11 protein-coding genes and 4 pseudogenes are annotated in these 19,577 nt (G+C 70.2%); 3 read left to right on the forward strand and 12 right to left on the reverse strand.

Going from position 1 to position 19,577, the window contains the following annotated elements; translation table 11 throughout:
* Positions 1 to 2: 2 nt before the first annotated feature.
* Positions 3 to 3,187, forward strand: a pseudogene (locus NQU54_RS03945) (sarcosine oxidase subunit delta family protein).
* The gene (locus tag NQU54_RS03950; RefSeq protein ID WP_257629767.1) at positions 3,177 to 3,764 is read left to right on the forward strand and encodes a sarcosine oxidase subunit gamma; all 588 of its coding nucleotides are present in this window, start codon (positions 3,177 to 3,179) and stop codon (positions 3,762 to 3,764) included. The pseudogene NQU54_RS03945 and the gene NQU54_RS03950 overlap by 11 nt, the downstream one beginning before the upstream one ends.
* 80 nt (positions 3,765 to 3,844) lie before the next feature.
* On the opposite strand, the gene NQU54_RS03955 is transcribed toward NQU54_RS03950, so the two are convergent.
* Positions 3,845 to 4,336 carry a GNAT family N-acetyltransferase gene (locus NQU54_RS03955; RefSeq protein WP_257629768.1) on the reverse strand — a complete coding sequence of 164 codons (492 nt, stop codon included), beginning with the start codon at positions 4,334 to 4,336 and terminating at the stop codon, positions 3,845 to 3,847.
* Positions 4,337 to 4,540: 204 nt separating this feature from the next.
* On the opposite strand from NQU54_RS03955, the pseudogene NQU54_RS03960 reads away from it, so the two are divergent.
* Positions 4,541 to 6,321, forward strand: a pseudogene (locus tag NQU54_RS03960) (carbamoyltransferase family protein).
* Positions 6,322 to 6,366: 45 nt separating this feature from the next.
* Here NQU54_RS03960 and NQU54_RS03965 read toward each other — a convergent pair.
* The 11 genes and pseudogenes from NQU54_RS03965 to NQU54_RS04010 form a co-directional block, all read right to left on the reverse strand.
* Entirely contained in the window at positions 6,367 to 6,804 is a 438-nt protein-coding gene (locus tag NQU54_RS03965) for a cupin domain-containing protein (RefSeq protein ID WP_257629769.1), read from the reverse strand.
* A gap of 42 nt (positions 6,805 to 6,846) precedes the next feature.
* Positions 6,847 to 6,978 (reverse strand): hypothetical protein, encoded by a 132-nt coding sequence (locus NQU54_RS03970; protein ID WP_257629770.1) that lies wholly within the window; start codon positions 6,976 to 6,978, stop codon positions 6,847 to 6,849.
* Positions 6,978 to 8,810, reverse strand: a complete 1,833-nt coding sequence (locus NQU54_RS03975; protein WP_257629771.1) for an aminotransferase class I/II-fold pyridoxal phosphate-dependent enzyme — start codon at positions 8,808 to 8,810, stop codon at positions 6,978 to 6,980. Before NQU54_RS03975 ends, NQU54_RS03970 begins: the two co-directional genes overlap by 1 nt.
* 22 nt (positions 8,811 to 8,832) lie before the next feature.
* Positions 8,833 to 9,789, reverse strand: coding sequence for an NAD-dependent epimerase/dehydratase family protein (locus tag NQU54_RS03980; protein WP_257629772.1), 957 nt, complete (start codon positions 9,787 to 9,789; stop codon positions 8,833 to 8,835).
* Between the two features lie 43 nt (positions 9,790 to 9,832).
* Positions 9,833 to 10,585, reverse strand: coding sequence for a thioesterase domain-containing protein (locus NQU54_RS03985; protein WP_308408464.1), 753 nt, complete (start codon positions 10,583 to 10,585; stop codon positions 9,833 to 9,835).
* A 167-nt stretch (positions 10,586 to 10,752) separates the two neighbouring features.
* A pseudogene (locus NQU54_RS03990) lies at positions 10,753 to 11,439 on the reverse strand (acyl carrier protein); the annotation flags it as partial.
* A complete protein-coding gene (locus NQU54_RS49955) occupies positions 11,411 to 11,761 on the reverse strand; it encodes a hypothetical protein (protein ID WP_372505770.1) in 351 nt (116 codons plus the stop codon). The pseudogene NQU54_RS03990 and the gene NQU54_RS49955, both read right to left, overlap by 29 nt.
* A 253-nt stretch (positions 11,762 to 12,014) precedes the next feature.
* Positions 12,015 to 12,188: pseudogene (locus tag NQU54_RS03995) on the reverse strand (ATP-grasp domain-containing protein); the annotation flags it as partial.
* A gap of 469 nt (positions 12,189 to 12,657) precedes the next feature.
* Positions 12,658 to 13,656, reverse strand: a complete 999-nt coding sequence (gap, locus tag NQU54_RS04000; RefSeq protein ID WP_069862489.1) for a type I glyceraldehyde-3-phosphate dehydrogenase — start codon at positions 13,654 to 13,656, stop codon at positions 12,658 to 12,660.
* 156 nt (positions 13,657 to 13,812) lie between these two features.
* Entirely contained in the window at positions 13,813 to 14,760 is a 948-nt protein-coding gene (locus tag NQU54_RS04005; protein ID WP_069862487.1) for a GlxA family transcriptional regulator, read from the reverse strand.
* 62 nt (positions 14,761 to 14,822) lie between these two features.
* Positions 14,823 to 19,427, reverse strand: coding sequence for a phosphorylase family protein (locus NQU54_RS04010; RefSeq protein WP_257629774.1), 4,605 nt, complete (start codon positions 19,425 to 19,427; stop codon positions 14,823 to 14,825).
* Between the last annotated feature and the right edge of the window lie 150 nt (positions 19,428 to 19,577).

The following is a 19,577-nucleotide window of genomic DNA, read 5'->3' on the forward strand; positions in this document are numbered from 1 at the left end:
TCATGCAGCTCATAGCCTGCCCCTGGTGCGGTGAGCGCGAGGAGAACGAATTCCACTACGGCGGTCAGGCACACGTCGCCTACCCCCAGGACCCCTACGCGCTCGATGACGAGCAGTGGGCCGAGTACGTCTTCTTCCGCGACAACACCAAGGGTCCGTTCGCCGAGCGCTGGGTGCATGCGGCGGGCTGCCGGCGCTGGTTCAACGCCCTGCGCGACACCGTCACCCACGAGTTCCTCGCGGTCTACGACGTCCGCGCGAAGCACCCTCCCACCACGAGCGCCGCACCCGCCGCACCGCGGCGGAAGGATCAGGAGGCCAGCCGATGAACACGCCGTTCCGCGCCCACGGCCACGGTCATGTCGACCGCGACACCACCCTGTCCTTCACCTTCGACGGCATCACCCACACCGGACACCCCGGCGACACCCTCGCCTCGGCCCTGCTGGCCAACGGCGTGCACCGCGTGGCCGGCAGCATCAAGTACGGACGCCCGCGCGGCGTCCTGGCCGCGGGAGCCGAAGAGCCCAACGCGCTCGTGCAGATCGAGGCCCCCTTCCCCGAGCCCATGCTCACGGCCACCACCGTGGAGCTGTACGACGGCCTCGTCGCGCGGGGCCTGTCCGGCCAGGGCCGGCTGAGCAGCCGCCCGGACCCGGCCCGCTACGACACCATGCACGCCCACTGCGACCTGCTGGTCGTCGGCGCGGGCCCGGCGGGGCTGGCCACCACGCTGGCGGCCGCCCGGGCCGGCGCCCGCGTGATCCTCATCGACGAACTCCCGCGGCCCGGCGGGTCGCTGCTCGGCGGCCAGGAACTGCTGGACGGCGCACCGGCGACCGTATGGGCCGACGGGGTCGTCGCCGAACTCGACGCCCACGCCGACGTCCAGGTGCTGCGGCGCACCACCGCCTTCGGCCACTATGACGACGGGCTCGTCCTGGCCCTGGAGAAGCGCACGGACCACCTCGGTGCCACGGCGCCCGCCCACATCTCGCGGCAACGGGTCTGGCGCATCCGCGCCAAGCAGGTCGTGTACGCCACCGGCGCCTACGAGCGTCCGGTCGCCTTCGACAACAACGACCGCCCCGGCATCATGCTGGCCGGCTCCGCCCGCACCTACCTGAACCGCTTCGGCGTCCTGCCCGGACGGCGGGCCGTCGTGTTCACCACCAACGACAGCGCCTACCCGGCCGCACTCGAACTGGCCGACGCGGGCATCCGGATCGCCGCGGTGATCGACGCGCGCGAGGAGGTGCCGGAGCACTGGCGCGCCGCCTGCCACGAACGCGGCATCGGCATCCGCGCGGGCCACGTGGTCACCGGCACCAGCGGTGTCGAGCGCGTCACCCGTGCCCATGTCGCCGCCTTCGGCCGGGGACGCCTCGGCGAGCGGCAGGGCATCGGCTGCGATCTGCTGCTGGTCTCCGGCGGCTGGAACCCCGCGGTGGCCCTGTTCAGCCAGGCCCGCGGCGCCCTGCGCTACGACACCGGAATCGGAGCGTTCGTCCCCGCGCACGCGCTGGACGGCGTCCGTACGGCGGGATCGGCGAGCGGTACGTTCACGCTGGCCGGCGCTCTCGCCGACGGTGTGGACGCCGCCCGGCGGGCCCTGTCGGCCATCGGCAGGACCTGCCGGACGACCGCCCTGCCGAGCCCCGCTCCGCTCCCGGACGCGGCGCCCGCCCACGTGCTCTGGCGGGTCCCGAGTCCGCAGGACGATCAGGACGGCGCGAAGCAGTTCGTCGACTTGCAGCGGGACGCCCTCGTCTCCGATGTGCTGCGGGCGACCGGAGCGGGTCTGCGGTCCGTGGAACACGTCAAGCGCTACACCACGATCGGCACCGCCCACGACCAGGGCCGCACATCGGGCGTGATGACCTCGGGCATCGTCGCCGAGGCCCTCGGGGTGGACGTCGCCGACCTCGGCACGACGCGTTCGCGTCCGCCCGCGCTGCCGGTGGCCTTCGCCGCCCTCGCGGGCCGTAACCGCGGCGAACTGTTCGACCCCATCAGGGTGACCGCGCTGCACCCCTGGCACGTCGAGCACGGCGCCCGGTTCGAGGACGTCGGCCAGTGGAAGCGTCCCTGGTACTACCCCCGGGCCGACGAGACCATGGACGAGGCGGTGCTGCGCGAGTGCCGGGCCGCCCGTACCGGCGTCGCGATGATGGACGGCTCCACACTTGGCAAGATCAATGTGCAGGGCCCGGACGCCGGCGTACTGCTGGACCGGCTCTACACGAACATGATGAGCACCCTCAAGGTGGGCCGGATCCGCTACGGGGTGATGTGCGGCGTCGACGGCATGGCCATCGACGACGGCACCGTGATCCGTGTGGCCGAGCGGGAGTTCCTGCTGACCACGACGACCGGCAACGCGGCCAAGGTCCTCGCGTGGATGGAGGAGTGGCTACAGACGGAGTGGCCCGACCTGCGCGTGCACCTCACCTCCGTCACCGAGCACTGGGTGACGATCCCTCTGGTCGGCCCCCGCTCCCGCGATGTGCTGGCCCTGGTCGCCCCGGGCCTGGACGTCGGCAAGGACGCCTTTCCGTTCATGTCCTGGCGGGACGCCACCGTCGCCGGGGTAGCGGCGCGCGTGTGCCGCATCAGTTTCTCCGGTGAACTCGCCTACGAGATCAACGTGCCCGCGTGGGACGGCATCACGGTGTGGAAGGCCCTCCACACGGCGGGCGGCGCGTTCGGCATCACGCCGTACGGCACCGAGACGATGCACGTACTGCGCGCGGAGAAGGCGTACCCGATCATCGGGCAGGACACCGACGGCACCGTCACCCCGCAGGACCTGGGCATGTCGTGGGTCGTGTCCAAGAAGAAGCCGGACTTCGTCGGCAAGCGGTCCTTCACCCGTGCGGAGAACCGGCGCGGCGACCGCAAGCAGCTCGTGGGCCTGCTGCCGGCCGACGAGCGGGTTCTGCTGCCCGAAGGCGCCCAGATCATCGCCACCAGCGAGATCCCGGCGCCACCGGTACCCATGCTCGGCCACATCACGTCCAGCTACCGCAGTGACGCCCTGCGACGGACGTTCGCCCTGGCTCTGGTGCGCTCGGGAACCCAGCGTATCGGCGAAACCCTCTACGTCCCGCTGGACGGCCGGACCGTACCGGTGACCGTGACCGAGCCCGTGCTCTTCGACAAGGAGGGAACTCGCCGTGACGGTTGAGACGCCCGCTCGCTTCAGCCCGCTGTCCCAGTGGCGGGACAGCTTCGCGCAGCTGCCGACCGGAGTGCAGGTCCGGGAGCTGCCCTGCCTGACCCAGCTCACCCTTCGGGCTGAGCCCGGCAGCACCGCGGCGAGGTCCATCGAGGCTTCGCTGGGTATCACGCTGCCGGGCCCCCTGCGCGCCGAGGTGTCGGAGGACGTCGAGGTGCTGTGGATGGGCCCGGACGAATGGCTGCTGGTGGCTCCCGAGGTCAGCCGGCACGATCTCCTCGCGCGGCTGCGATCCGCCATCGGGGACGAGTTCGCCACTGTCACCGACGTCTCGGCGCAGCGCACCACGCTGGCCCTGTCCGGGCGTCTCGTACCCGAGGTACTGGCGCGGGGCTGTGCCATCGATCTGGACCCGCGGGTGACACCGGTCGGCTCCTGCCTGACCACGCTGCTGGCCCAGGCCCCGATCACCCTCGTGGTGCGAGGAGAAGGAGCGTCCAGCGTCTGGCTGCTGGTCCGCGCGTCGTTCGCCTCCTATCTGGCCACCTGGCTGCTCGACGCCTGCACCGAGTACCGGGGAAGCTGAATGGGCATCAGCGCCTTCGGAGGCGCGGTCCTGCTCGACGGCTGCCGCATCTGAGGGGACTCGCCGAGCCCGTCCAGGGATCAGCGGGCCGCGACGAGTCCGCGCCGGTACCGCACACCGGGGCGTCCACCAACTGTGACGTCTCCCACGAGGGTGAAGCCATTGCGGCCGAGCACGGTCATGGAGGCCACATTGCCGAGGGTGGTGACCGCGGTGAGGGTGTCGAGCCGGTACTCCGTGGCGGCCATCCGGCACATCTCTTCGACCGCCGCGGTTGCCACCCCCCGGCCCGCTGTCCGCTCGCCGATCCGGTAGCCGAGTTCGGCGTCCCCGTCCTCGACGTCCATGAGATTGACGCGGCCGATCAGCTCCCCCTCGTCGTCCACGACGACATGGAAATGACACACCCCGGCGTCCTGCTCGGCGAGCAGGGCGCGGTGACGGGAAGCGAACTCCACGAAGTACGCGTCCCCGCGGTCCGGGACCGTCCGAGCGAAGTACTCCCGGTTCTCACGTTCGAAGGCCAACAGGGCCGGTGCATGGTCGGCCCTCAGCCGCTCCAACCTCAACATGCCCAAAAGCATACGTAACGATGGCCGCGCCCGCCCCTGGTTTCCTGGCCCACCGGCATTCGACGCGGAATTCTTCCCGAGGTGCCCCCCAGCCGGCGAAGGGAAAAGCGCAATTTGCTTGTGTATCACGCCTATCCCTCAAGTATCCACGCCGAGTAGCCTGTTCTCCCGTCGATACTGTAGTACTGAGGGGGCTGAGAGCCTGTGATCGTACTCGGTTACAACGGATTCAGCAGAGGTGCGGAGCTTTTCGGGCGCCTCTACGGGGCGACTGGTGTCGGTCGTAACCTTTTGGTGGGTCATGATGCCGCGGCGGCTCTGGCGATCGACGGCGAAGTGGTCGCGGCGGTCGAGGAGGAGCGGCTCAGCCGGGTCAAGAAGACCTCCGATTTTCCGGCCCACGCGATCAATGGTGTCTGAACTCCGCGGGCGTCGACCTCGACCAGGTGGACGTTTTCGCTTTCCCCTGGCGGTTTTCGCCGACCGTGGCCGAGGAGATGATTTCGCAGATATGTGACTCCGACATGCCGGTCACGGCGAAGTTCGACGCCCTGCGCAGCACGGGCGAGCTCTACAACGGCATGATCAGCCGCGACGCGGTGTACGACGACTTCGTCCGGCGGACCGGCTATGAGCTGGATCCCAACAAGCTCGTACTGGTCCCCCACCATCTGGCCCATCTCATGTGCGGCGCCTATCTGGCCGGCGGGGGCGACGCCGCGTTCCTGGTGAGCGACGGCCGGGCGGGGACCCTGTCCGCCGTCATGGGCGAGCTGCGGAACGGCGTGGTCAGCGTGTTCGAGGAGAGCTCGGTCCCCATGACCAGCTCGCTGGGCGTGGCGTTCGGGAGGATCACCCGCTACCTGGGGTTCGTGCCGAACAACGATGAGTACAAGGTGATGGGCCTGGCCGCGTACGGCCCGCCGCCGCGGCACAACCCGCTGCTGGAACGCGTGGTGCGGCTGCATGAGAACGGCTCGTACACCATCTCCACCCCCCGGGACACAGGAGCGTATTACGCCCTGTTCGACAGCCTCTTCGGCGGCGACAGCGAGAAGCGCGAGCAGTTCGACTTCCGTGTCAAGGTCGCCGGGCTGGCACAGCACATGGTCGAGGCCATCACCGCGCATCAGCTGCGGACGCTGACCGCGCGCTCCGATCTGGACCACCTGCTCTTCGAGGGTGGCCTGGCGCTGAACTGCGTAGCCAATACGAAGATGCTGGAGAGGTCGCCGTTCACCGGTATGGAGGTCAGCTTCGGGGCCAGCGATCCGGGAGTCGCCATCGGCGCGGCCGTGTACGCCGCAGGTCTCAGGGATCGGCCCGCCGACGCGGTCACCACCCCCTACCTGGGGCCTTCGTACGATGAGCGGCAGGTCCTGGACACGCTGGCGGAGTACGCGGACCGGGTGGAGTGGCAGGAGGAGCCCGATGCCGCTTCGCTCGCCGAACGGACGGCGGAGCTGCTGGCCGGGAAGAACGTCGTGGGCTGGTTCCAGGGCCGGAGCGAGTTCGGACCGCGCGCCCTGGGCAACCGCAGCATTCTCGCCAATCCAGCCTTCCCCGACATCAAGGACATCATCAATCTCCGGGTGAAACACCGGGAGCCCTTCCGTCCGTTCGCGCCCGTCATCCTCGAATCCGAGGCCCCGCGCGTCTTCGAGATGGGCAAGAAGACCTCGTCCCCCTATATGACGTTTGTCTTCCCGGTGCGGAAGAAGTACCAGGAGCGGATTCCCGGTGCCTGTCACGTGGACGGCACGGCGCGGGCCCAGACGGTGAACGAGCGGCAGAACCCCGCGCTCGCACGGCTGTTGCGCGCCTTCACGGCCCGGACGGATGTGCCCTGCCTGCTGAACACGTCCTTCAACGTGGCCGGTGAGCCCATCGTCTGCTCGCCGCGGGACGCGGTGGAGTGCTTCCTCGCCACCGAAATCGACTACCTGGTCATCGACCGGTTCGTGGTCACGAAGAAGGCGGGCTGAGCCGTCGGCTCGCGGGGCGCCTTCGCCCCGCGGGCCGAACGTCCCTCATGCCTCGGGCAGCTGAATGGGCTCGTTCGGCCCGCCCTTTGTCTCGATGGTCAAGAACGACAGAACATCGTCTCCGATGTTCTTGAGGTCGTGAAGGTGGTATCGCCCTTCGGGGCAACAGAAATGCCGGGACTGTCCGCGGGCGTAAGAGATTTCATGAGTGGTGCCATCGCTTGAGTGCTGGCGGGCCCGGCCGCCGGTGAGGGCTATCCAGAAGTAGTCCAGAACATGCCGATGGACGGGAATCCGCTCTCCCGGTCGGAGGTGGGTCTCCCAGATGCGCAGTGAACCGGTCTCCTGCACCAGCGACTGGCCGATCCAGCCGTTATCGGCGTTGTTGTCGAATTCCTTTCGCAGCTCCGGGCTCCAGCGAGCAAACCCCTCGGCGACAACGGTGCTCGACAAAGGGATATCGGAGTGAGAATGATGACCCACGACACCGGATCCTTTCGGCTGGACGACAGGGCTCGATATGGCTCATAGGGCGGAGGAGAGTGCATCGAGCAGGGCGGTGTTCGCACGCCGGTCGCCGATGGTGATACGGCATGTGTCCGGGATCACGCGCCCGGTGTCGGCGACGAGGATCCCCGCGCCCCGAAGCCGGTCCATCACGCGTGCTTGTGCAGTCGGACGAACAGGAAGTTGGTCTCCGAGGGGAACACCCGGGCCACCGCGGGGTGCTCGGCCAGCACCGAGGCCATCCGGTCACGTTCGGCGCGGATGCGCTGGACGCCGGCGAGCACCGGCCGCGAGTTGGTCAGCCGATCCCGCACGGCGTGCTGGGAGGCGTTGGTGAACCCGAAGGGCACCTGCACCCGCCGCAGCGCCTCGATGATGCCGGGCTGGGCCAGCGCGATTCCGCAGCGCGCACTGGCCAGTCCCCATGCCTTGGACAGCGTCCTGAGCACGATGAGGTTCTCGTGCCGTCCGATCAGCCCGGCGTACGAGGGATTCTCGCTGAACTCGACATAGGCTTCGTCGATCACCACCAGCCCACGGCCGCGGACCAGCAGGTCGCGTACCTGCTCGGGATCGTGCCTGGTGCCGAAGGGGTTGTTGGGGTCGCACAGGATGGTCACCCGGGGATCGGCCGCCAGGATGCGCTCGGTGTCCAGCTGGGTCAAGTCGTCACCATACAGCGGCACTTCGACGACCGGCAGGCGCAGCAGGTGGGCGAAGTGGCCGTAGAGCGGGAAGGTGGGCGGTGTGACGCAGACTCGCTCACCGGGTGACGTCAGCGCCGTCAGGAGCAGCATGACGCCGTCCACCGATCCGCTGCTGAACAGCAGATGATCCGGGCCCAGCGCCTCGACGCCATCGTGGCCTGGCAACGTCGAGATGGTGTTCAGGTAGGTGGCGGCCAGCTCCGTCGTATCGAGGTGCGGATACTCGCCCGCGGCCCCCAGGAACGGGCTGGTGTTGCTGGACAGGTCGATGGTGTCGAACCGCGGCACGTGGCGAAAGCGGGCCGGGCCCGGGACCGGCACCCCCGTGACGGGAGGAGCCGCGAACTCCGACAGCTCCGGTTCCGCTCCCCCGTCCTCCGGGGGCACCAGATCGGGGGCGCGCAGCCAGTGGTCGAGGGGGATGAACAGATCGGCTCCGAGGCGGCGCATGTGGTGGACATCGCCCCGGCCGAGGTGGACCCACTCCAGACCGGAGCGCCGGGCGTCGAGGCACAGCCGGTACACGGTCGCGGCACAGAGGTCGCGCCGTACGGCGGGATCGTCGTGGTCGACGGCCTGTGTGAGGGAGTAGATCCCCCGGCCGGTGTGGGACATGGCGATGAGTCCGGCCTGGACGACGGTGTTCTCGCGACGGCGTACGAGCATCTCGGTGCGGTCCGCCAACGCGCCGCGTGCCAGGGCGTCGAGGGCTTCGGCGTTGTAGAGGCAGCCGTGGCCGCCGTCGCGCTCGGCCCGCCGCTGGTGGAGCCTGACGAAGGCGTCCCGGGCCCAAGGACTCCCGTCGAGCTCACTCAGCGGGATCCGCTCCCAGGTGGCCTCATGGGAGAGCGCGAGGTCGCGCCGGCGGAGGTCCTGGAGTCGTTCGGCGCCGACGCGGGCCCGTAGGACCTCGTCCACGTCCCCGGTCAGCCGGACGACGCCCTCGCTCTCGGTGGCGAGGGGCACGAACCCCGCCGCCCGCAGCGCGCCGGTGTCATCACCGCGGCGCACATGGGGCACCAGGATCTGGGCCACGTCCAACTCCTCGGCGCGGCGGACCAGTTCATCGAGGGCGTCGGTGGTGGGGGCGGGGCTGCTCGGGTGGTACGGGGCCCCGCCGCCGATCAGGGTGGGGCGCTCGAGCACCGCGCGGTCCAGTGCGGCGAAGGAGCCCGTGTCGTGGCCCAGTCGGGCCGGGGGGCACACGGGCGCGCCGGACCCGAGGGCGGCGGACAGCACATGCTGAAGCGCGTCGATATCTGCGGACCTGCGCATGCTCGTTCTCCACTCCTCGGTGTCACTTGGCTGTCCCGGCCCCGCGCGCGTCCATGTACGCGTCGATGCGGTCGCGGTACTCCTCGAACAAGTCGGCCAGGGTGCGGGCGATCCCGGCCCTCCAGGCCACCGAGCAGTCGCCGATCAGACCGCGGCGGACACCGTGGTCGAAGACGGCCGTTTCCCGGCTGTAGTCGCCGCGGTCCAGCTGAACCGGCACTCCGGTGAGCGCGGACATGTACTCCAGCAGATCGGTGATGCCGACCTCCTCGTCACCGCCCCAGTTCACCACCCGCGCGGGCACCCGTGCCGCGTCCCACAACAGGGGCACCTGGCGGACGACATCATCGGTGTGCAGCAGGTTGCAGTAGTTCTGGCCCTCGCGGGGCACCGCGCAGGGCTGCCCCGCGCGCATCTGGTTGAACAGGATCATCGGCACACCGCCGTGGCCGTACGGCCCGTACGCGATGTTGAGGCGGGCCGTCAACGTCGGCAGCTCGAGGGCTTCGGCCAGACCGCGCACCACACCTTCGGCGGTGATCTTGGCGATGGGGTAGGTCGGCAGCCATGGCGCCGCGCCGCCCAGAGGGTCGCTGTCCCGGTACCGGTGGGTGCGATCCGCTCGGTTGTAGACCACCCCGGACGAGACATACAGGAACGACTCGGCGGCGGAGCAGTGTGTCATCAGCCGTGCGGTGCCGACGGCGTTGACGCGCGCGGTTTCCTCGAAGTCCCTGCCGTCGCCCCGGTGCACCGCCGAGTGCAGCACATGGGTGAAGTCGCGCGGCAGGCCCTCCAGGCCATCGGTGGCCATGTCCCAGACGGCGGTGTGGACGCCCAGTTCCTGGAGTGCCTTGCGGGCGTGCGGGTCGCCGAACCGGCCCAGGCACCACACCTCGTTGTCGATGGCGAGCGCTTCGGCGACGGGCCTGGCGACCTGTCCGGTCCCACCGGTGATGAGTATCTTCTTGCCTCGCATGATCGGCGGCTCCTGGTGGTGTCAGCGGTTGCCCTGCCCGTTCTCAGCCGAGCGCCCGGCCCAGTTCATGCCGCAGCGTTGCCTGGAAGGTCTGCACATGCCGCGGGCTCATCAAGGTGTAGTGCTCCCCGTCGACCTCGATATAGGTGTTGGGCTCACGGGTGAACCGGTCCCAGTGGCTCAGCTGGTTGTCCAGCCACTCCTCCTTGGTGCCGCGCAGCGGAGTGCAGTAGAAGACCTTCACCTGCCCGACCGAGCCCGACGGTTCGTAGCTGCGGCCCAGGTGGACCATGCTCTGCGCGAGGTGCACCCAGGCGGTGAACCGCTCCAGGGAGAGGTCCAGTTCGCTCAGGCGCCGCCGCGGCGCGTGGTCGATCAGATGGGCCAGCTGATCGGCCTCGGGCAGCGGCCGGAGTGTGCTGGTCAGCCGCTCGATATCGGTGTCGTCGATCAATTCGAGGAACAGCGCCAGGTTGATGGCGCCATCGGTGAAGGTGATCTCGTTCATGCGGTCGGAGATCCGCGGCGGCAGGTTGAAGATGCCCACGAAGTCGACCTTGTCGCCGTCGGCTTCCAGCCGCTTGGCGATCTCGAACGCCACCGCCCCGCCGTAGGAGTACCCCGCGACGGCGTACGGGCCGCTGGGCCGCGCCCGCCGGATGGCCGCCACATAGGTGGAGACCATGTCGTCGAACGACCCGAAGTGGGTCTCGCCCGGCCCGAAGCCACGGGCCCGCAGCGCGTAGAAGGGCCGCTCACCGGTGAAGTACTTGGCGAGGTTGACGAACACCAGCACCTCCCCAGGCCGGGGTGGACGCAGAAGAGTGGCGTCCCGTCCCCGGTGACCTGAAGCGGCACGAGCGGATCGTAGGTGGTGTCTCCGCCGACGCCCTGCCCGGCGGTCAGGCGCCCGGCCAGGGCTCGCACGGCCGGGGCCTGGAGGAGCGTGGACATCGGCACGTCCTCGATGCCGAACTCGGTCTGGATCTCCAGCTTGAGCCGCAATACGTCCAGTGAGGTACCGCCCAGGTCGAAGAAGCTGGCGGTGGCCGACACCGTCCCGGTGTCCAGGACGCGGGCGTAGATCCCGGCCAGTGCGGTCTCGACCTCGCCGTCCGGAGCCACATGGCCGCCGAGGAAGCGGGTGCTCACCTCGTCCGACCGGCGGGCCGCCGCGTCCAGTCTCCCGTCCTCGACGGCCGCGCGCAGCCGCGACCGCTGGATCTTGCCGAGGTTGCCGCGGGGGATCCCGTCCTCGGCCACGGGGAGGATCAGCTGGGGGCGGAACCCCCAGTGCATCACCGTGGAGCTGCGGATCGCCACGATGGCCCGGTACACCGCGGTGTCGTCGGCGAGGTCGCCCGCCGGGACGAACGCGATGGCGAGCTGTTCGGTATCGGCCCCCTCGGGCCGTATCGGAAACGCGGCGACATGTCCGCGCCTGACCCCGTCCAGCTCGTCCAGGACCGCCTCCAGGTCGTGGCTGTGGTAGTTGACACCGCTGACCATGATGGAGTCCTTGGTGCGGCCGACCAGCATCAGCCGGCCCTCGGAGTCGAGGTGGCCCAGGTCCCCGGTGCGGAACCAGCCGTCGGCGGTGAACGCCCGCGCGGTGACCCGCTCATCGCCGAAGTAGCCGTCGGAGACCATCGGACCGTACAGCTGCACCTCGCCCGGCTCGGCCGTTCCGGGCCGGTCGGTGGAGGCCAGCACCTTCCCGTCGTCGTCGGTGATACGAATCCGCAGGCCCCGCACCGGGCGCCCCAGCGGGGGGGAACTCCGTCTCCAGGTCATGGGTGGCGAAGTCGCGGTTGAACACGCTGCCCGCGCAGGTCTCGGTCATGCCGAACGCGGGCACGATCACCTCTCCGCGCAACCCGTAGTGGGAGAGCGTGTCCAGGAAGGCCCGTACGGTGGCGGTCACGGTGGCCTCACCGCCGGAGATGATGTGCCGCACAGAGGACAGGTCCACCTCCCGCTCCGAGGCGGGCCGCCCGGCGAGGGCCTGGTTGATCTGCCCGAACAGGAAGTTGGGGGTGAACGGGCTGTGATATCACCGTCGACGGTGATGCGGATCTCGGGCGGGTCGCGGTCGCATGCGCCGGGGCGGAGCGTGGCGCCGACGGCACGTTTGATCGAGGTGAGGCGATTTCTTTTACGCGGGGGTATCCCGGGCCGGTGGCTCGGTCCGGACCGGCCGTCAGGTCAGGTCAGGTCAGGTCAGGTCAGGTGGATCCGACCTCGTTGAATCGCACGATGTCCTCGATCGTCTTCCGCAGTTTCAGCTCATCCGGGTCGGATACGATGGCCTGTCCCACCCGGCCGTACGGACCGACCGGTGCGTCAGGCGATGAATCGTAGTCGATCTCATCGAAGAGGAAACGGTGCTCGAAATCCGTTCGTACGGAGAGCACCGGCTCCGGTCGCCGGCCTGTTCAGCTGCTGCCGTAAACAGGCTGCCCCGAATTCGCCTCTATAGCCGATAACAACCATCGCCGGCATTCCTGTTTCCCCCGTTACGGCTAGCTCAAACTTGAAGAAGTCACTTGCCGTACTGCCGCCCGAAGTGGATTCGGGCGATCGGTGGTCCGGTGCTGTCTCGCGATGGACTACTTCGTCGAGGCAAGCACCGAGGCATCGGTTCACAGGGATCCGAAAACGTGATCCATTGCGGATGAGCTTGTGACACAAGTCACAAGTCGAGCAATGGAACGGGCATGGAATTACTCATTCCATTCGTGTTCGCGGAGTGCATTCACCGCGCCGGGTATGCCTCATATAGCACTACATAGAGAAATTGGAGCTGCTGGCACGAACGGTGAGGGGCCGGTCCGTTTCGGCCCCTCACCGTTCGGTCAGCCGGTGCGCTCAGTCGCGCGCGAGCAGTTCGAGCGTGTCGATGACGCGGTTCGAGAAGCCCCACTCGTTGTCGTACCAGGCCACCACCTTGATGTGCTTGCCGTCGACGCGGGTGAGGGCGGCGTCGAAGATCGACGACGCGGGCCGGCGGGTGATGTCGCTGGAGACGAGCGGCTCGTCGGAGTATTCGAGGATGCCCTTGAGCCTGCCGTCGGCGGCGGCGCGGTAGGCCGCGAGCACCTCGTCACGGCTGACCTCCCGTGAGACCGCGGTGTTCAGCTCCACGATCGAACCCACCGGGACGGGCACGCGGATCGAGTCGCCCGACAGCTTGCCGTCGAGATTCGGCAGCACCAGCCCGATCGCCTTGGCGGCCCCGGTGGTGGTGGGCACGATGTTCACCCCGGCGGCGCGGGCGCGGCGCAGGTCGCGGTGGGGGCCGTCCTGGAGGTTCTGCTCCTGGGTGTAGGCGTGCACCGTGGTCATGAAGCCGTGCTCGATACCGGCCAGATCGTCCAGTACGGCCGCCAGCGGAGCCAGCGCGTTCGTGGTGCACGAGGCGTTCGAGACGATCACATGCTCGGCGGGGTCGTAGACATCCGTGTTCACGCCGTAGGCGAGCGTGACATCGGCGCCCGCGGAGGGGGCGCTCACCAGCACACGCCGGGCGCCCGCGTCGAGGTGTGCGCGAGCGGCGTCCGCCGAGGTGAAGCGACCGGTGGACTCGAGGACGATACCGACGCCGAGCTCGGCCCACGGCAACTTGGCGGGCTCGCGCTCGGCGAGCACCTTGATACGGCGGCCGTCGACCACGAGGTCGGTCCCGTCGACCTCGACGGAGCGGCCGAGTGGACCGAGCGCGCTGTCGTACTTGAGCAGATGGGCGAGGGACTCGGGCGCGGTGAGGTCGTTGACGGCGACGATTTCGAGATCGCTGTCGCGTTCGAGCAGGGCGCGGAGGGTGTTGCGTCCGATGCGGCCGAATCCATTGATGGCGATGCGGGTCATGGAGATTCCTTTCGTTCCGCCCCCCATGTTCGGTATCCGGACCCCGGGCCGAAAGCGGCATGAACGCCACCACACGCAAGGATCTCGCCACAGCCTCGGCGGCCCGCGTACGGACGGTGCTCAGGGTGCCCGTGGTGCCCGGTGTACGCGGGGCGCTCAGGCCGAGAAGGTGTGGCGGTACTCCGTCGGGGAGGTGCCGAGAATGCGGTGGAAGTGCAGACGCAGATTCGCTCCGGTGCCGAGCCCGACCCGGTCGGCGATCTGCTCCACGCCCAGATCGGTGCGTTCCAGCAGCTCGCGCGCCAGGTCCACCCGCGCCCGGAGCACCCACTGCATCGGTGTGTAGCCGGTGTCCTCCACGAACCGCCGGGAGAAGGTGCGCGCCGACACCCGCGCGTTGCGGGCGAGCTCCTCGAGGGTCAGCGGTTCGGCGAGGTGGGCCAGGGCCCACTCCCGGGTGCTCGCGAACAGGTCGCCGAGCGGCTCGGGCACACTTCGCGGAACGTACTGCGCCTGTCCCCCGCTGCGGTAGGGCGCCGCCACCAGCCGTCTGGCCACGTGGTTGGAGAGCCCGACGCCGTGGTCGCGGCGCACCAGGTGCAGACACAGGTCGATACCTGATGCGGCGCCCGCCGAGGTGAGCACATCGCCCTCGTCCACGAACAACACGTTCTCGTCCACCCGTACGCGCGGATGTCTCTCGGCGAGGGCCTTCGTGTAGTGCCAGTGGGTCGTCGCCCGCTTGCCGTCGAGCAACCCCGTCGCCGCCAGCGCGAACGCCCCCGTGGAGATGGCCGCGAGCCGGGTCCCGCGCTCATGGGCGGCCGTCAGCGCGCTGACGACCGCGGCCGGCGGCTCCGTGGTGGCGGGCTCCCGATAGCCGGGGATGAAGATGGTGTCGGCGTGCTCGAACGCCTCCAGGCCCTCGGCCACGTGGTACGACAGGCCCTCGCCACCGGTCACCGGTCCGGGCGCGGCACCGCACACCCGCAGCTCGTACGGCATGCTCGGCCGGTTGGAGAACACCTGCGCGGGGATGCCGACGTCGAGTGGCTTCGCACCTTCCAGCACGAGCACGGCGACATGGTGGTGCTTACGGCTCATCGGGCTCCTTCGGCTCTCCCGCGATCGCACGGGCATCCGCGCACCCGTGACCTCGAAGACGACTACCGCAAGCATCCTGCCACTGGCCGCCGGGGCGGCTCGCCGCCCAGCACCCAGCTGAGGTCGTGTTCCGTGTGCTCCCGCGACCGGGCGCTGAGCTGGTCGCCGATCCACATCTTGGTGGGCTGTGGCACCCGCGGATGGGCGACAAGTGCTTCCAGATCCTGGCGGGTCGCCGCGTACGCGCGGCGGACCGCGCAGCTCACCAGCCCCAGGGCGTACCGCTCCGGAAAGACCACCCGGTCCGCGTCGTCCTCCGGGCCACGCTCCTCGAGGTGCTCCCACAGCCTCCGGTACACGGCCGGGGATCCGTGGTCGAAGATGCTGTCCATCGCGCCGCGGAGCGCCTTCGCGAGGTGGTTCTCCGCTGCGCGGCCCAGTTGGGCGGCCACGGCCGCGCCGATGACACGGATCAGCAGCTCGGCGGCGGGTGCCGCGCCGTGCGCGGCGCTGAGCCGGCGCACCAGCTGGCCGAGCCCGCTGATCAGTCCGGCGTCGGTCGGTGGGGCGAAGGCCAGGTCGAGGGCCGTGGCGAGGGCCGTCCGGGTGAGGGGGCCGGATTCGCAGGCGGCGTGGAGCAGGGCCTTGCGGGCGGCGTTCCGGGTGCCGGCCGATGCGTCGTCGAGGCGGGGGATGGCGCCCGTGGCGTCGAACACCAGCTCCGAGAGGAAGGTGTGTGCCGTGGTGTACTGGCCGGGTTCGCTGGCCGCGATGGTGCCCACCAGCCCGAGGAAGGCCGCCCGGGTCTTCTGGTCGGAGAAGGTGCCGTACCGCGGCAGCAGTTCGGTCAGTCCGGGCACGGGGAGAACACCGGCCGACACGGAACGCTCCCAGAGCGTGAGCGCCTGGCGCTGCCGCTTTCCGCTGTTGCCCTCGGCCACTTCGTCCGCGATGAGTCCGGTGAGGGCCGGGGCCGATGCCCGGAGCGCGCCCAGCACCCGCTCATGGGCGAGGGGCGGCAGCGGGCCGGTGCCCTTCTTGGCCCGGCCGGTGACGATGGCTTCCAGGAGCACGGTGTCGGCGTCCATCAGCGACAGGGTCACCAGCAGGCCGATATGGCGCTCGGTGTGGAGACCGGCGTCCGTGACCGCCCGGTGCAGCGAGCGGCGGACGAGGTTCCGGGCGGCCGCGGGGGCGGTCGTCGCCTTCTCGACCCTGCTCACCGCGGTGGGGTGGCCGCCGAGCGCGGCCGGCAGGAGCAACGTCGCCAGGCCGTCCCGGGACAGCCACAGGTCGGAGTCGGCGTCGAAGCCGGAGTGTTCCAGGACCTGCCGGACGCGGTGCGGAGGCACATCCCGGTGGGCGAGGATCCGGCGGGCGACCAGCGCGAACCGTTGCGACGGCGGGACCGGCCGGTTCTCGGGGCAGGGCAGGGCCCTCAGCATGGCCGCGAGCCGGTGTACGAGGCTTTCCGCGGCGGCGCAGCCGGTGCCGAGCAGCAGGGGGAAGACCATCCGGTGCTGGAGTGCGTGCGGCGCTCCCGGCCCGGTCATCTCCAGACAGCGGTCGAGGGTGGCCTCGATGGCCCAGTGGCCGTGCGGCAGAGTGGTCAGGATCGCCGTGGCGGCGATGAGCCCGGCGTTGCCCGCGGTGTCGTGGTCGTCCGCTTCGAGGAGCGCCACGGCTGCGTCGAGGCGGCGCGTCCAGGGGTGTGCCCCGGTGGCCGGACCGCCGTCGGTGCCGTCGCCGTCGCCGGGGAACGCGTGGTCCCCGGGAAGCCCGTGGTCCTGGGTCCAGGAGGCGGCCAGCACCCTGGCCAGGGCCGTTTGGAAGACCTCGACGTCGTGTGACTTCGGCGCGATGCGCACACGCTGGAGCCGCTCTTGGACGACCGCGGCCCACTCCGGCGAGCCGAGTGTCTCCCAGTGCCGGGCCCACAGGGTCATGAGGCCGGATGCCAGCTCCGCCAGCCCCCGGTTCAGGGCGAAGTCGAGCATCTCCATGAGGCCGTTCCGCGCGGATGCCACATCGATGTGTGACGTCAGCACCAGCAGCCGGGGCAGGACTTCGATGCCCGCGCCGGCCGTACGGCGCCCGGTCAGTTCCCGTACGCAGCCCCACTCGGCCAGGGCGGCGTGGACCGCGAGCGAGTCCTGGGCGGCCAGCCGTTCCAGCGCTTCGAGCACCGCCTCCTCAAGGCTGGGCTCCTTCCGCTCCCACAGCCCGCGCAGCCGCGGGAGGAGGGCGTCGACATCCGTGTCGCGCACGGTCGGGGCCAGGACCGCGTACCGTCGGGCGACGCCGTGCGGCGCCGTCGCGAGCAGCGGCTCGACGGGCACGCCCACGGCCGGGTTCCGCGCCGCCACGGCCACGGCCACGGTGTGCAGGATCATGGCGTCCTCGTGCGCCGCCATCCGCATCAGCGTGTCCCGTACCGGGTCGCGATACCTCTCGGACCCCGCGGCGAGCATGAGGAGTTGTTCGAGGATCGCCCCGACGAAGAAGTCACGGGGATGGGACCCGATCCACGCGCACAGCGACAGCGGCGCCTGCGCCCCGGTGAGGTGCAGCAGGCCGCGCGCGGCCGCGTACTCGAACAGGGTCTGGTGGAAGAAGTGGATACCGTCCGAGGCCCCCCTGGCCAGCACACCCCGGTCGATCAGCAGCTCCAGGGACGTCCGGACGCGCGCCGGTTCGTACGGCCACGAAGGGCCGGGGCCGCCGTGCGCCGAGGTGAGCCGCTCGATCAGATCCTCGCGTGACAGCTCGGTCCGGCCGGCCGACATCAGTACGACGGCGATCGCGCCGGTGACCGAGGAGAGGTCCTCCAGTGCCGTGGCGCGCTGGTGGCCGTGATGGCGCCGGTCGGTGACGACCCGGTGGTCCCAGTAGCGGCGGTAGAGGCCGGTGGCGTCGATCTCGGCGCTGGGGAACGCCCCGTCGTCCCGGGCGAGTTCGAACAGCAGCCGCAGCTGGAGGGGGCTTCGGCACACCTCGCGCACCGGCAGTCCGCGGGCGACGGGCTCCATCAGCCTCCGCACCCGCGCCTCGTCGTCCCGGGGAACGGCGTCGGGGCAGTAGAGCGCGGCGTGTCCTCGGATGGCGTGCGGGATCTCGCTGTCGTCGTAGGGGCCCAGCGGCATCCGGACGAAACCGGTCCGCAGCCGGTTCGCCTCCTCCGGCCTGGAGGTCAGCACCAGGCGGACACCGGCGGCGGCGAGGTCCTCGCACAGATCGAGCAGCGCCATCTCGTGGTAGTCGTCGTGCAGCAGCAGATCGGCGGTGTCGAGGAGGACCACGGGTGTGCGCCCGTGTGTGCGGGCGTGGGCCGCTCCGGACACCACCGCCCCGGGGGTCAGCATGGGGGTCGCCGAGGCGCCGCTCAGGGGGCGCAGCAGCCAGGCGGTGTTCACCAGGAAGACCTCGGCGTCCTCCAGGGCGGTCAGGTCCCGGGCGAGGCCCCACAACAGGCTGCTCTTGCCGTTCCCGGCGTCCCCGGTCACCAGGACCGCCTTCGGGTCGCCGTCGTAGAGGGCCTCCACGACCCGGTCCTGGATGGCGCGCCGCACATACAGCCCGCCGCTGAGCTGCGGCGGGGAGGCGGTGCCGCCATCCGGCCGCGGGGAGTCCACGAGGTCCAGGTCGTCCGCGAACCGCCGTGCCCAGCGGAGGAGTTGGCGATGTGCGGCCGGTCCGGTGTCCGGTGGGGTTTCCGCGTCGGGGTGTCTCATGGGGGCTGGGGGCGGGCTCGCGGGCTGATCCGGCTCCGGGGCCGTCGGGCTTTGCGGGAATCCCGGCACCGGGCCCGTGGGAGTACCCGGCCCGGGTGGTGCCGGGCCGGGTGCGGGTGGCAGCTCGCGGAGGACGGCGAAGGCGAAGGCGGCGGCGTGGCGCGCCGCGAGGGACTGCCGGCCCTCGGCATCGGCGTCGTACTTCTTCCCGTCGGCCCGGTCGCTGATTCCGCGGACGATCAGGGCGGGTAACGCGGCGTTGAGATGGGCGGCCTGCGCCACGCCCGCGCCCTCCATCTCGATGGCGGCGGCGTCCTGGTAGTTCCGGCGCAGTTGCCGCCTCAGGGGCGAGTCCGCGGAGTTGAGGACGACTTCCCCGGCGGCCACGGGCTTGAGGTGGACGGCCGGACGGGAGGCGCCGGGCGGGCAGGAGCCACCGGTCTGTCGGGAGGTGCCGGGCGGGCAGGAGGTGCCCGGCGGGCCTTCCCGCAGCAGGCCGGTCCATGAACCGGACCTGCGGATGTAGCGGGCCAGCTGGTCGAGTTCCTGACGCACCGGCCAGACTCTGGGGCGGGAGTGGAACTCGCCGTCCTCGTCCTTGCCGCCGTGATACGCGTACACATGTGTGGCGGCGACGACGTCCCCGAGCTCGATATCGTCCTTGAGTGCCCCGGCCACGCCGACGAATGCCACGGCGCGCGGCTGGAACATGGCGATCGCCCGCTCGGTCAGCACGGCCGCCCCCTGATTGCCGTCGCCGAGCTCGGCAAGGGCCACCCGCCATGGCGTACCGTCGAGCCGCCCGACCTCGAACAGGGTTCCGGACGGGTGGAGTTGGGGCCGTGGATCGACCAGGTGTGCGCGCACCGCCGCGTACTCCACGTCCAGTGCGGTCAGCACGACGAGTGAGTCGCTGTGTTGCCCGGTGCTGTCCACGTCTCCCCCCGGCCACGGTCGACCCTCGTTGCGGCCCGCAGCCGAAATGCTACCGTTCGCCGATCTCCCGGGGCCGGAGCCAACCGGGAGCGGGGAACCGCGGCGGGAGTACGAGCAGCCGGACCCGCCGGTACCCTCGGGCAGCACCGG

Origin of the sequence: Streptomyces malaysiensis subsp. samsunensis (genome assembly GCF_024519315.1) — a bacterium.
Taxonomy (GTDB): domain Bacteria; phylum Actinomycetota; class Actinomycetes; order Streptomycetales; family Streptomycetaceae; genus Streptomyces; species Streptomyces malaysiensis.

Bases quoted from the DNA above. Each gene is read 5' to 3' on its own strand.
- NQU54_RS03955 (WP_257629768.1), bottom strand. From the start codon at position 4,336: ATGTTGAGGTTGGAGCGGCTGAGGGCCGACCATGCACCGGCCCTGTTG.
- NQU54_RS03970 (WP_257629770.1), bottom strand. From the start codon at position 6,978: ATGGACCGGCTTCGGGGCGCGGGGATCCTCGTCGCCGACACCGGGCGC.
- NQU54_RS03975 (WP_257629771.1), bottom strand. From the start codon at position 8,810: ATGCGCAGGTCCGCAGATATCGACGCGCTTCAGCATGTGCTGTCCGCC.
- NQU54_RS03980 (WP_257629772.1), bottom strand. From the start codon at position 9,789: ATGCGAGGCAAGAAGATACTCATCACCGGTGGGACCGGACAGGTCGCC.
- gap (WP_069862489.1), bottom strand. From the start codon at position 13,656: ATGACCCGCATCGCCATCAATGGATTCGGCCGCATCGGACGCAACACC.
- NQU54_RS04005 (WP_069862487.1), bottom strand. From the start codon at position 14,760: ATGAGCCGTAAGCACCACCATGTCGCCGTGCTCGTGCTGGAAGGTGCG.